The sequence below is a fragment of the Bacteroides hominis genome, from assembly GCF_033042785.2.
GTDB lineage: Bacteria > Bacteroidota > Bacteroidia > Bacteroidales > Bacteroidaceae > Bacteroides > Bacteroides hominis.
The window spans coordinates 2,729,860-2,744,113 of the sequence record NZ_CP178829.1; the positions used below are offsets into that span (position 1 = coordinate 2,729,860).

A 14,254-nucleotide genomic window follows, 5' to 3' on the forward strand; every position below is an offset into this window, starting at 1 on the left:
TATGAACAGAATTTCTTCTCTTTTCGGTATTCAGTATCCCATTATTCAGGGCGGTATGGTGTGGTGTAGTGGCTGGAGGCTTGCTTCGGCTGTCAGTAATGCGGGTGGTTTGGGGTTGATAGGCTCCGGCTCGATGTATCCCGATATTTTGCGTGAACATATTCGTAAATGCCGTGCAGCCACAGATAGACCTTTTGGGGTAAATATTCCTTTGATGTATCCCCAGATAGAGGAGATCATGAATATCATTGTGGAAGAAGGGGTTAAAATCGTATTTACCTCTGCCGGAAACCCGAAGACATGGACCGGCTGGCTGAAAGAGCGTGACATCACGGTGGCACATGTCGTTTCTTCTTCTAAGTTTGCCATGAAATGCGAAGAGGCGGGAGTCGATGCCGTGGTAGCTGAGGGTTTTGAAGCCGGCGGGCATAATGGCCGGGAGGAGACAACGACGCTTTGTCTGATTCCTGCAGTACGTGAAGCCACTACTTTACCTTTGATTGCGGCCGGAGGGATTGGTACCGGTGAGGCCATCTTTGCCACGATGGCATTAGGGGCCGAAGGAGTTCAGATAGGTACTCGTTTTGCTTTGACGGATGAAAGTTCGGCAAGTGATATTTTCAAGGAATATTGTTTGCGGTTGAACGAAGGCGATACCAAATTATTGCTGAAGAAACTGGCGCCTACCCGTCTTGTGACCAATTCGTTCCGTGATAAGGTGGAAGTGGCTGAGGCGCGGGGAGCTTCTGCCGAAGAACTCCGTGAACTTTTGGGCAGAGGACGCGCCAAGAAAGGCATCTTCGAAGGTGATCTGGAAGAAGGAGAGCTTGAGATAGGGCAGGTGGCTGCTCTGTTCCGCCGCAGGCAAAGTGTGGACGAGGTAATGAAAGAATTGTTGGAGGGATACCGCAGAGCTTCGGACAAGGTATCTTCTTTTTTGTTATAAACGGATCATTCCACCACAGGGTAACACAGAGTCTTACGGAGTTCTTCTTTTTATGATTCTGCTCCGTGAAACTGTGTTACTCCGTGGTATTACTTGTTATTCTAAATTCAATTGCTCGTATTTAAGCCCGAATACCTCAGCTATTGCTTTATATACCACTTTCCCTTCTACCACATTCAATCCCAAAGCCAGTGCCGGATCTTCTTTGCATGCCTGTTTCCACCCCTTTCCTGCCAGTGCTGTTACATAAGGCAGAGTGGCATTGGTCAGTGCCAATGTAGAAGTGTAAGGCACTGCTCCCGGAATATTGGCTACGGCATAATGTACGATTCCATCAACCACATACGTCGGCTCACTATGGGTAGTGGGGTGCGAAGTTTCGAAACATCCTCCCTGGTCGATAGCTACATCCACTAATACTGTACCCGGTTGCAGCATCTTCAGCATACTGCGGGTGATCAGGTGCGGAGCCTTGTCTCCCGGAATCAAGACCGAGCCTATTACAAGGTCTACGTCCGGCAACTCTTTCTTCAGCCTCAGTTCCGAAGCATATAAGGTTTTTACATTTTTGGGCAGTGTTTCACTCAAATAACGAAGACGGGCCAGGTTGATATCCGCAATTGTGACATCTGCTCCCAGGCCGGCTGCCATCTGGGCTGCATTGCTGCCTACGATGCCTCCGCCGAGAATTAATACTTTGGCAGGCTTCACACCCGGTACACCTCCCAGCAGAATACCTTTTCCACCTTGCGGCTTTTCCAGGAAACGGGCGCCTTCCTGTATAGCCATGCGTCCGGCTACCTCACTCATAGGAATCAATAAGGGTAAAGAATGGTCAGCTTTTTCTACCGTTTCGTAAGCAAGGCAAACCGAGCCGTTTTCTATCATGGCAAGAGTCAGTTCTTTATCGGAGGCAAAATGGAAGTAAGTGAACAGCAACTGTCCCTTGCGGATCAGCTTGTATTCCGGTGCGATAGGTTCTTTCACTTTCACTATCATCTGGGCTGCGGCATACGTCTCTTCCATAGTGGGCAGGATCTGCGCTCCTGCGGCTATATATGCCTCGTCCGGAAAACTACTGTTCTCTCCTGCGGTGTGCTGTATGTATACAGTATGTCCGCGTTTCACTAATTCGGCAACTCCCGAGGGCGTCATGCCCACCCGGTTCTCGTTGTTCTTAATCTCCTTAGGTACTCCGATAATCATAACGTTACTCTATTAAGGGTTAAACATGGCACAATGTAAGAAAATTCTGCTTATGTTGTTATCCTTATACGGATGTTTTACAGCAGAATGATAGTAGAGGTGCAGGCACGGCTCTTTCATTTAACAACCGCCTTCCTCCCTTGTCCCCCCCCCGCAAAACCTTCCATTCGCACACAGCGATGCGGAAGCAGTGCTTCGTTGTTTCTTTTTTAAGAAAGAATCCGGCTGGCTATTACCGGAGAAGTGTAGTAGATTAACCATTGTCATACAACTCTTTATCCCAGCCCGCATACCCGGGCTGATGAGCCCGCATACCTGGGCCGATGAGCCCGCATGCCCGGGCCGATGAGCCCGCATGCCCGGGCTGAGATAAAGATCCGACCATTTGCACTAAAGAGAGTAAGGGAAATGAAATGCTTTTAGAGAGATGAACGGATAATAAATTGGATATATCCATTTGTTTTCCAAATAGTTACTACTAAAATGCCCCCTAAAACAGCGGGTGGAAGATGGAAGATGGGGGTGGAAGATAAATGGCATAAAAACCGCATCTTCCACCAATCTATACATCTTACAATCAACGATATGCATTCTAAAAGGTGGAAGATGGAAGATCGAAACGTATTTTTTGTATGAGAGGAAGGCGCGGTATGAAAGAGCCGTGGCAGGCAGGAATAAAATCCATCTTTCTGTTTTCTGATATGGCAGGAATAATGTATTTTTGCAAAGATTCCATTTTTAAGCAAACTACATGAAACAGTATATAGTTGCTCTGATGCTTGCCTGCAGCATTCAGGGACATTCACAAGATGTGAAGCAGGCTGCTTTTGTTCCTCCATTTGACTTTACACTGACTCTGAGCGGTAATTTCGGAGAAATTCGTGCCAATCATTTTCATGGCGGTCTTGACTTTAAGACTCAGGGAGTTGTCGGTAAACCGGTGCGCGCGCTGGCCGACGGATACATCTCACGTATTCGTGTCACCAATGGTTCGGGACATGTACTCGATGTGGTATATAATAACGGTTATACAACTATTAACCGGCACTTGAGCGGATTTATGCCGGACATTGCCCGAAGAGTGAAGAAGCTTCAATACGAAAAAGAAGATTGGGAAGTAGAGATTGTTCCCGAACCGGGGGAATATCCGGTAAAGGCGGGACAACAGATAGCCTGGAGCGGTAATACGGGTTATTCATTCGGACCGCACCTGCATCTGGACTTGCTGGAAACCGCTACCGGTGAATCTGTCGATCCGATGCCTTTTTTCAAATCAAAAATAAAAGATACCACTGCTCCCCGGGCTGAGGGCGTTATGTTGTTTCCACAGCCGGGAACCGGAATCGTGCAAGGCAGTTCGGAGCGGCAAACCTTCCAACCCAATGGGACGCGTCCCATCGAGGCATGGGGAGTGATCGGATCGGGTATCAAGGCTTATGATTACATGGACGGTGTTCACAATCGTTACGGTGTGCATACCGTTGTGCTCAAGGTAGATGGAACGGAAGTGTTTCGCAGTGTGGTCGATCGCTTTGCTCCGGATGAGAACCGGATGATAAACTCCTGGACCTACGGGCAATATATGAAATCATTTATTGATCCGGGCAATACGCTGCGTATGCTCCGGGCTTCGAATGATAACCGTGGATTGGTGACCATCAATGAAGAACGGGATTACAAGTTCGAATATGAATTGAAAGACGCTTTTGGCAACACTTCCCGTTATCACTTTACGGTGCGTGGAAAAAAACAGCCGATAAAGCCGTCTGAACATCGGGAGAAGTACTTCTTTGCCTGGGACAAAACGAACTTTTTGCAAGAACCCGGTTTGACCCTTACCGTCCCCCGGGGGATGTTATACGACAATGTGGCTCTCAATTATGAAGTACGTTCCGACAGCGGGGCAATTGCTTACACCTATCAGCTCAATGATGAGAAAGTGCCGTTGCACGGTGGCTGTGAGTTGCGTATCGGGCTTCGTCATCAGCCGGTTGCCGATACAACGAAATATTACGTGGCTCGTGTTACTCCCAAAGGTGGTATGTATAGTGCCGGAGGAACTTACGAGGGTGGATTTATGAAAACCCGTATCCGTGAATTGGGCACTTATACGGTAGGAGTAGATACAGTGCCTCCCGAAATTATTCCGGTGGGCAAGAATGTCTGGGGACGTAATGGGAAAATTGTTTATCGGCTGAAGGACAAAGAAACCGGCATCCGGTCTTATCGTGGCACGATTGATGGAAAATTCGCTCTGTTCGGACGTCCTAACCTGACAAAATCGTATTGGGAGTGTAAACTCGATCCTGAATATGTAAAGAAAGGTGGACGCCATACGGTAGAGATGACCGCTACGGACGATTGCGGGAACGAGACAACGGTTCGTGAAACCTTCGTCTGGTAGCTTTCAAAACCAAATAACCGGAGATTATCCGGGTAAAACAGAATAAGATATTGTATTAATAATTTATTATATGAAAAGAATCTTTCTCTTTGCCGCTCTCTTGACTGCGGCAGTGGCGGAAACCTTCGCCTGTACTAACTTAATTGTCGGTAAGAATGCTTCTACCGACGGTTCGACCATTGTTTCCTATTCGGCTGACTCGTACGGACTCTTTGGCGAGTTATATCATTATCCCGCAGCTACCTATCCCAAGGGTACGATGATGGATATCCATGAATGGGATACCGGAAAATATCTGGGACAGATTGAGCAGGCGCGTCAGACTTATAATGTGATCGGCAATATGAACGAGTTTCAGGTAACCATTGGTGAAACTACCTTTGGCGGCCGTCCTGAATTGGTAGATACACTGGGCATTATCGATTACGGAAGTTTGATTTACGTAGGACTGCAACGTTCGCGCACTGCCCGTGAAGCCATTAAGGTGATGACTGAGCTGGTTCAGGAATATGGATATTATAGCAGTGGTGAGTCATTTACCATTGCCGATCCTAATGAAATATGGATTATGGAAATGATAGGGAAAGGGCCCGGCATACGGGGAGCCGTCTGGGTAGCTGTTCGTGTGCCCGATGACTGCATCTCGGCACATGCCAACCAGTCTCGTATCCATCAGTTTGATATGAATGACAAGGCAAACTGTATGTACTCCAACGATGTCATTTCCTTTGCCCGTGAAAAAGGATATTTCAACGGAGTGAATAAAGATTTCAGTTTTGCCGATGCTTATGCGCCGCTTGATTTCGGTGCCCGCCGTTTTTGCGAGGCCCGTGTATGGAGCTATTTCAATATGTTTACCGATCAGGGTGAGGCTTATCTGCCTTATATCCAGGGAAAGACCAACGAACCGATGCCTTTGTTCGTGAAACCGAAACGCAAACTTTCAGTTCAGGACGTAAAGAATGCCATGCGTGACCATTATGAAGGAACTGCTCTTGATATCAGCAATGACTTTGGTGCCGGACCTTATAAAACACCTTACCGCCTCTCTCCGCTGACTTTTAAAGTGGGCGATCAGGAATACTTCAACGAACGTCCTATTTCTACACAGCAGAGTGGGTTCGTTTTTGTGGCCCAGATGCGTGCCAATCTGCCTGATGCAGTAGGCGGTGTACTCTGGTTCGGTACGGATGATGCCAACATGACCGTTTTCACTCCCGTATATTGCTGTACTACCAAAGTTCCGGTATGCTATACCCGTGTGGATGGTGCCGATTACATCACTTTCTCATGGAATTCTGCTTTCTGGATTTTCAACTGGGTGGCTAATATGGTATATCCCCGTTACGATTTGATGATCGGTGATGTACGTTCCACACAGAATGAACTTGAAACCACCTTCAACGAGGCGCAGGAGGGGATTGAGTCTGCTGCCGTTAAACTGTACGAGAAAAATCCGGAAGCAGCTGTGGCGCTTCTGACCAATTATACCAACATGACGGCGCAAAGCACTTTCGACACCTGGAAACGTCTGGGAGAATTTATCATTGTGAAGTATAATGACGGTGTCATCCGCAAGATGAAGGACGGTAAGTTCGAGCGCAACGCTATCGGCCAACCCGCCGGTGTGGTACGTCCGGGCTATTCAAAAGAATTCCTTGAGGAATATGTGAAGCAAACCGGCGAACGTTATAAAGTGACTGAATAAACGCTTCCGGAGAGTTTTCTCGCTAAAAGATAGGAATTTCAAACTTATTCTTTTACATTTGTATTTTGAATAGAATAATTATTAATCTCTAAAAATAGATATAACCATGGGGAATGAAGAACTAATCAAACAGGTGACTGAGAAAGCCGAGAAGTGGCTGACCCCGGCGTATGATGCCGAAACTCAGGCTGAAGTGAAACGCATGTTGGAGAACGAAGATAAGACAGAATTGATTGAAGCCTTTTACAAAGACCTTGAATTTGGCACGGGCGGACTCCGTGGTATCATGGGAGTAGGTACCAACCGTATGAATATTTATACTGTTGGAGCCGCAACTCAGGGACTTTCTAACTATCTGAACGCAAACTTTAAGAATCTGAAACAGATTTCTGTTGTGGTAGGATACGATTGCCGTAACAATAGTTCTCTGTTCGCTAAGATTTCTGCGGATATTTTCTCTGCCAATGGCATTAAAGTATATCTGTTCGAGGAGATGCGTCCTACTCCGGAGATGTCTTTTGCCATCCGTCACCTTGGTTGCCAGAGCGGTATCATTCTGACTGCTTCACACAACCCGAAAGAATATAACGGCTATAAAGCTTACTGGGATGATGGTGCACAGGTATTGGCTCCGCACGATAAAGGTATTATTGACGAAGTGAACAAGATTGCCTCTGCTGCCGACATTAAGTTCCAGGGTAATCCGGATCTGATTCAGATTATCGGGGAAGATGTCGATAAAATATACCTGGATAGGGTGAAAACCGTTTCTATCGATCCTGAAGCTATTGCTCGTCATAAAGATATGAAGATTGTCTACACTCCGATTCATGGTACGGGTATGATGCTGATTCCCCGTGCACTGAAGATGTGGGGATTTGAAAATGTATACACTGTTCCCGAGCAGATGATTAAGGATGGTAACTTTCCGACGGTTGTTTCGCCGAATCCGGAGAATGCGGATGCCCTGACAATGGCTCTCAATCTGGCTAAAGAAATCGATGCCGACCTTGTAATGGCTTCCGATCCGGATGCCGATCGTGTAGGTATCGCTTGCAAGGACGATAAGGGTGAATGGGTATTGATCAACGGTAACCAGACTTGCCTGATGTATCTGTATTATATCATCACTCAATACAATAAACTGGGTAAGATGACCGGTAATGAATTCTGTGTGAAGACCATTGTTACTACCGAACTGATCAAGAAGATTGCCGACAAAAATCAAATTGAGATGCTCGACTGTTATACCGGCTTTAAATGGATCGCCCGTGAAATTCGTTTACGTGAGGGTAAGAAGAAATACATCGGTGGTGGTGAAGAGAGCTACGGTTTTCTGGCCGAAGACTTTGTTCGTGACAAAGATGCTGTTTCTGCTTGCTGCCTGATTGCCGAAGTGGCTGCTTGGGCTAAAGACAATGGAAAGACTCTGTATCAGTTGCTGATGGACATTTACGTTGAATATGGATTCTCTAAAGAATTTACTGTAAACGTAGTGAAACCGGGTAAGAGCGGTGCCGAAGAGATTAAAGCCATGATGGAAAACTTCCGTGCTAATCCTCCGAAAGAGTTGGGTGGCTCGAAAGTGATTCTGTCAAAAGACTATAAAACTCTGAAGCAGACAGATGCAGAAGGTCATGTAAGTGACATCGATATGCCGGAACCATCGAATGTGCTGCAATATTTCACCGCAGATGGTGGTAAAGTGTCTGTTCGTCCGTCAGGAACGGAACCGAAGATCAAATTCTACATCGAAGTGAAAGGCCAGATGGGATGCCGCAACTGCTTTGCCACTGCCGATGCAGAAGCTACTGAAAAAGTGGAGGCTGTGAAGAAATCGTTGGGTATTTAAGGAACTTCTTTAAGCACTCTTTTAACAGATACTTTGGGTAATATAAATGTGTCCATAGTATTATAGTATTATCGAAATGCCCTGTCCTGAATTGGATGGGGCATTTCTTTTGGGATTATTCTTTTAAAGGGGCTGTGTCAAAACTCTTTTTACCACAGATTACACAGATTATCACAGAATAAGAATGTTGATAATCAATAACTTAAAAATTGCTCTATGTTACTCTGTGTCCTCTGTGGTGAGTTTCGACACACCCTCACAACACTAAAAGATCCGGGCAGACGGAGAACTAGGTGAAACTCACGTCTGTATTTCCCGGATGTATGGTTTTTAGTTAATGCCCAGATTTTTTTTTGCGATAGCTCTTTGCCCTGTGCTTAACTTGTTTCCGTATGCCGCATAGATATACTTTCCGATGGGACTGCTGGCATGTTTTATAATCTGTTCCATCAATAGCCCGGTAAAGCTTTCTTTTATTTCATGGACACTTTTTCCGGAGAAGTCGTGTTCCCTGAACTGATCGATGGCAAGAAGAAATTGCATCATCTCTGTGTTGAGTGCGGTCCCTTCCACTTGGACTACGTCTCCTATTTGCGTGCTGATTTTTCCCGCTTCGACAACGATAGGGAGAGTAACAGGAAAGCGGTCACTGTCATTTTCCTGAATAAATAGTTCCCTGACTTGGGGAGAATTGATTTTTCCCTCAAATGCAAACCGACAGTCAATCACTTGTGTACTGTCATATCGGGTTGTGCTGTGGATAGCATCCTGCAAATAGATTGTTCTGCCTTCCATTTGAGGGTTGGTTACTATGCCGCTGACATAATAGCTACCGTTCTGTCGGGCATGGTTGCATGCTGCCAGAAAGATGGTTCCCAGTATGATTCCTCCTGCTGTTATTCTTTTCATCTTGGTTGTGATGTTCGTTAAGTAAAAAATCACCCCATACATACCCGAAGGTAGGACGGGGTGATTTTTTCGTAATATCTGGACTTATTTAAAATCTAAATCCTAATTTCAAATTGGGTTGTGCAAACAAGTTTATGTTATGATGTCCCACTTTGTAAGTGGCTACCCCTTTCGGACAAATCTGAATCATGTCGTAGCGATAGGCTACCGGTTGCAGTTCAAATCCGAAAACCAGTCCTTTACCCAGGCTGTATTCGATGCCGGCTACCGCTGCCGCACGTAATCCGAATATTTGTCCGGTTTTGGTCGAAGGGATATATACTTGTAAAGGCAGTGTTTCTGCGTCATTCAAATCGTCATCGTCAGTTATTGCATCACCGTCGCTTACAGTTTCACCCGTGTTGGGAGACATCGTTTCGATTCGTCCCATTTGCCAGCCTACAAGGCCACCCACATAAAGATTGATACGTTCGTTTTTCGTATTGAAATAATAGTTTGAACCAATGTTTACCATCCAGTTGTTTTTCACCCGTCCTTCTACATATTTGGAAGCGGGGATTTGCATATCGGACACACTATTGTCGCCTTCAATGAAATCCTTTTTCGGGGTGACTCCAATGTTCATGCTGAACATCAGATTAACGTCCCAACGATCGGTCAGGAAATATTTTCCCTGCAAACCGATGATGTTGACCAAGCTATTATTATTCCAACTTCCCAGATTCAGATACATGCCCGGATCTTCAGACTTGTTGCCTGTATCATCGCCCAAGCCAATGCCCGGCGCGTTTCCGGTCCCGTTCCAGTATTTCGGTAACAAGTATTCCATACCATCGGCGAATTGCTGTGAATTGCCTAATGCGACGGATATCTGCCAGTTACCTTTTTCCGGGGCAAACGACGCATCGTCACTGCTGCTGCGTTGTTGCGCCATAAGTGGCGCAACAGTACATGCAGTCAGAAGGATTATGCATAGTTTTTTAATCATACTTTTTTCCTTTAGTTTTTATTTATTCGGCTGAAGTGTCTCCGGTCAGTGTTTTGATAAGCTGATCTTTCATCTCTTTTGCCTTGTTGAATAATACCGTCAATGCTTCGATTTCAAAAGTTTTGGCATCGATTTGAGCTTCTTTAAGTTTGATGGCTGTTGCTTGTTCTTGTTCGTAGCTACCGTCCTGTAGTGCTTTCAGCAAAGCATCGTACATATTCAGTTCAGCTTTTGCCTTTGCCAGAGTACCGCTCTTTACAGTGATGTTGCCACTTTCGTCGTCAACTTCAGAAGGTGCACCTTCGATTTTGGCTATTTCGTTCTTCAGGTATTTAATTGCATCCTCATAAGTGGACAATGGCTGATTATTATCACCAGTCTGAGGCAAAGCCTTTTTCATTGTACCTAAGATGCAATTCAAACCGGCTTTCTGCACTTCCAGACTTGCTTTCTCCGCATCGTACTTCTCTGTAATCTGGTTCAGGGTAATTTGTGCTGTTGCCAGTTTTGTATCTGTTGCGGCGATTGCTTTATCATTGTCGGTACCCATAGCCATTAATTTTGAGTTCAGGTCGGCCCATACAGATACATTGTTGATTTCATCTGTTAAAGCATCGTACTCCTTCTTTGCTCCAAATGTTTTGTCTGCCAGCCCGTTCTGGGTTAGGGCGATTCCGTCAGGATCGAATGTAAACTCTCCTTCTCCGGTGTGTTCGGCTAATGCTTTATTGTAAGCCGCCAACCATTCTGCGTAAACTGCTGTAGTTTGGCGTTCGTTACTGTAGCCGGCGGCTTTGGCTGCTTTGACGAAATCGGCAGCGAGGCCACCTTCAGCTTTAAACAAATCCTCCACACCGAATACGGCATCATAACTTGTTGTTCCGTTGTTCTCAGTGATAAGTGCCTTCCATGCGTCCAGTTTGGCTGCATCTTTAGTAATGTCTGTTTCTTCTTTCAGCTTTAGTCCGTCCAAAGTGGTTCTGGCGGTGAGATAAGTTTTGTATTGAGCAATAAATTTGTCTAAAGCAGCTTTTTCTTTAGCTGCATCTCCGGCGGCACTTTCATAATCTTTCTGGTAAGTCTGATAATCTGCGATGATCAAGCTGCGTGCGTCGTGTCCCTCCTGACTGAGATACTTGCCTGCATCTACTGCCTTATAAAAAGCTTCAGATGCTTTTGTCCATGTACCCTCTACCTTGGTCAGCTCTGCTTGGAACGCATCATAGTCAACTTTAGCTTGTGCCTGTGCCAGTTTTGCCTGTGCCTGTTCTTCGCTGGTCTTTACTTTGTCGGTTAATAAAGTAGTGATAGCTTCTAACATGTTTCTTTTCTCCTGCATGGTTTTAGAGAAGCGGAACCCATCAGGAAAATAGTATTTTCCGGTTGCGGGATCTATCTTTATTGCTGGCCTAAAGGAATTGGCAAGGTCATTGTTGTCCAAAGTTTGTTTTTCCAGAATCATTCCGGCAAATCCATCCTGGATGGTAGCAGGAATATCGAAAGTGAATTCACCTTTTGCTTCTTTTGCTTTCTGCACTTCAGCTACCTGTTGTACGGCTGCCTGATAATCGGCGTCGCTTACTTTCGATAAGTCGATAGCATTGATTTTATTGTCAAGATCCGTTTTCTTATCATTAAGTTCTTTGTATTTGGCTTCAAACTGATCCAATGGAATTTCTGCGACAACCTTCAGCTGTGCCAGGTTTTCTTCGATACCTTTTACTTCACCTTTCTGAATGGCAATCTGGTTGGTAACGCCGGCAATCAGTGCTTCCGGATCATAGCTGAATTCTAATAAAGATTTCTGTCTCATCAGGTCAGCCAGTTCTTCCTGAGCATCGCTTAATGTACCGGAGAGTTCGATCAGGCCTTTTACGGTAGTCTCTTCTCCATCTTCTACACTGATTTTCCCCGATTCTTCATCGTAGGTGATCTCTTTAGGAGTATATGCAAAACTTTGCGTGTATAGCAGTTCGTTCAACTTGGTAGCATAGGCATTATCTTTGTAACCAAGTAAAGCCACTTCGATATCGATCATTGCCTTTTCATAAGCGGCCTGTGCTTGTGCAGTCTGAATTTGTAGCTCAAGCATTTTAGCTTTGAATAACTCTGCGCTTTTCTCGGCTTTTTGTTGCCAATAGGCTTTCATCGCTTCTGTTTTGGCTGCTTGAACTTCTGTTTTAAGCTTTTCCTGGGCTACTTTTTCTTCCAGGTAAGCGGCTTTGGCATTGACGATAGCAATTTGTGCCTCTTTGTAAGCCGCTTCAGCAGTTTGTACAGCTGCTTTTGCTTTAATCAATTCTGCTTTCGCTCCGCGAAGTTCTGTGATGCTTGCCGGTTCATCATTATCGATACATCCGGTAAACGTTGTAGTTGCTCCTCCCACTAAGAGTGCAGCTACGAGATAAGTCCATTTTCTCATACCTCTGTTTTTTTAGTGTTAATAAAAATGTTATGTAAGTAAATCAATGTATTCTCTTGCCTATTGCGGCTTTTCCTCTATCTGTGTAATACCTCTATCTACCGTTACTTTATAGGTAACGGGATCGAAGTCCGCTTTTCGATAAGAAGCGTCTTTGAGAGGAGTTTTTAACATTAAATTCCGGTTATATGTAGCATAAAGCATATAGGAGATGGATCATCTCGTTGGGGATTAAAAACGGGATGAGCGAATTGTGCGCATTCATGATACTAATGTAATGTACACCAAAGACTATAGTCGTCTTTTTCTTTTATAAGGGATGATTCAATGACTTATTTTAATAAATAATCGTATTTTATTTGTTTTATTGTGAAAAATGATTTATGTTTGTAGCGCATTTATAGAAGAGTTACCTATAAAGTAATGGTTCAGATAATCAAAGTATTAGTCCTGTATATGCTTCTTTTGCAAATGATATAATATGAGCATTTGTTTCATCTAATTTCTTAATGTTGAATGGTTTCAAGTAGGTTTCTGTCACTTTGATTGACGAATGTCCCATGGCTTCACTGATGATGCCCGGGTGAATTTCAAGATGGTAAGCTAAGGTAGCCCAGGTGTGTCGTGCGGTGTATGAACTCAGGTTTTTCGAAATTCCTAATAGATGCGCCAATTGTATCAACTGATAGTTAAATGCACGTAAAGCATATTGGTATTCTTGATAATTGATATGGCTTTTTTGCTTTTTGCTCAGAATAGGAAACAAGTAAGGTGAGTCAGGGTCGGTATCCATATATTCCAGAATAATCTCCATAGCTTCGGAAGGAACGGTTACTGTAAGTTGGCGTCCTGTTTTGTGCCGGTGGTAAGTGAGGATATTTCCTTTTAAGTCTCTCTTTTGCAGATAGGCCAAGTCGACAAAGGGAAGTCCGCGTAATAAGAACATAAGTACAAACATCTTGTGGGCACGGCAAATGGCTTCTGGATGCTGTGCAGTGTGGTTCATTTGCAGTAAAAGCCCCATTTCTTCTGCTTTGAGAGATCTTTTCACATCGGCTTGGGTTCCAGTATATACAGGTTTGAACAAGCGGGGAGAGTAGGGGGCCAGTTGGCGGTCCACTGCCCGGTTGTAGACAGCGCGTAAGGCCCGCATATAGGTGGAGACGGTATTCCAGCTATTTCCTCTCAGACGGAGATAATGTTCGAATCGTTTTAGTAATGCAGGTGTCATCTGACGAAACAGGATGTTCTTGCTGCCTGTGAAAGCTCCGAATGCATTCAGGCTGGCTTGATAAATATGGGCAGTTCCGAGAAAATTACCTGCTTTTTGTTCGCTGATAATGCTATCCATAAATCGGATAAAATTTTGTTCTTTCATAATACATTTTGTTTTGATGGAGCTGTGTCAAAACTCTTTTCACCGCAGATTATACAGATTATTATAGAATAATAATGTTGATAATCAGTGACTTGGTATTTGTTCAGTGTTACTCTGTATCCTCTGTGGTGAGTTTCGATACACCCTCCGGGTTCCTAGTTTTTCTTTTCCCAAGATATTAATTTTCTTTTGATTAATCATTAACTATTGGTTTACGTAATTAATTGTTTGGTTCCAAATGATTAACTTTAACACATCATTAAAACAAACATTCTGTTAGTATGCTATCTATAAGATAAACAGTTGATATAAACTTGATAATTGCTTGAAACGAACTCTTTGAATGATAAGCAGATTGCTGGAATATCTGTTTGAACTTACCAAATTGATAGCTTCACATTTTTTAGTATTTTGTCTTCTTCGTCTTCTTTTGCTTTCTTT

Annotated in this window: 9 protein-coding genes; 4 read left to right on the forward strand and 5 right to left on the reverse strand. The window is 44.4% G+C overall.

Annotated features, from left to right (window positions below; genetic code table 11):
* Position 1 precedes the first annotated feature (1 nt).
* Entirely contained in the window at positions 2-946 is a 945-nt protein-coding gene (locus tag R3O62_RS11460) for an NAD(P)H-dependent flavin oxidoreductase (protein ID WP_032530194.1), read from the forward strand.
* Between the two features lie 96 nt (positions 947-1,042).
* Here the strand turns inward: R3O62_RS11460 and ald are convergent, their stop codons facing one another.
* On the reverse strand, positions 1,043-2,152 hold the full coding sequence (gene ald / locus R3O62_RS11465) for an alanine dehydrogenase (protein WP_317472676.1): 1,110 nt from the start codon (positions 2,150-2,152) through the stop codon (positions 1,043-1,045).
* Positions 2,153-2,903: 751 nt separating this feature from the next.
* On the opposite strand from ald, the gene R3O62_RS11470 reads away from it, so the two are divergent.
* From R3O62_RS11470 to R3O62_RS11480, 3 genes are all read left to right on the forward strand, one after another.
* Positions 2,904-4,556: a M23 family metallopeptidase gene (locus tag R3O62_RS11470; RefSeq protein ID WP_032530189.1), complete on the forward strand. Its 1,653-nt coding sequence runs from the start codon at positions 2,904-2,906 to the stop codon at positions 4,554-4,556.
* Between the two features lie 70 nt (positions 4,557-4,626).
* On the forward strand, positions 4,627-6,264 hold the full coding sequence (locus R3O62_RS11475; RefSeq protein ID WP_032530190.1) for a C69 family dipeptidase: 1,638 nt from the start codon (positions 4,627-4,629) through the stop codon (positions 6,262-6,264).
* A 106-nt stretch (positions 6,265-6,370) separates the two neighbouring features.
* Positions 6,371-8,116, forward strand: coding sequence for a phospho-sugar mutase (locus R3O62_RS11480; protein ID WP_317472675.1), 1,746 nt, complete (start codon positions 6,371-6,373; stop codon positions 8,114-8,116).
* Between the two features lie 330 nt (positions 8,117-8,446).
* Here the strand turns inward: R3O62_RS11480 and R3O62_RS11485 are convergent, their stop codons facing one another.
* The 4 genes from R3O62_RS11485 to R3O62_RS11500 all read right to left on the reverse strand — a co-directional run bounded on the left by R3O62_RS11485 (position 8,447) and on the right by R3O62_RS11500 (position 13,813).
* The gene (locus R3O62_RS11485; RefSeq protein WP_032536892.1) at positions 8,447-9,025 is read right to left on the reverse strand and encodes a DUF4369 domain-containing protein; all 579 of its coding nucleotides are present in this window, start codon (positions 9,023-9,025) and stop codon (positions 8,447-8,449) included.
* Between the two features lie 88 nt (positions 9,026-9,113).
* On the reverse strand, positions 9,114-10,013 hold the full coding sequence (locus R3O62_RS11490) for a BT1926 family outer membrane beta-barrel protein (protein ID WP_188521173.1): 900 nt from the start codon (positions 10,011-10,013) through the stop codon (positions 9,114-9,116).
* Between the two features lie 22 nt (positions 10,014-10,035).
* Entirely contained in the window at positions 10,036-12,435 is a 2,400-nt protein-coding gene (locus R3O62_RS11495; RefSeq protein WP_193683895.1) for a hypothetical protein, read from the reverse strand.
* Between the two features lie 436 nt (positions 12,436-12,871).
* Positions 12,872-13,813, reverse strand: coding sequence for a tyrosine-type recombinase/integrase (locus R3O62_RS11500; RefSeq protein WP_032536886.1), 942 nt, complete (start codon positions 13,811-13,813; stop codon positions 12,872-12,874).
* Between the last annotated feature and the right edge of the window lie 441 nt (positions 13,814-14,254).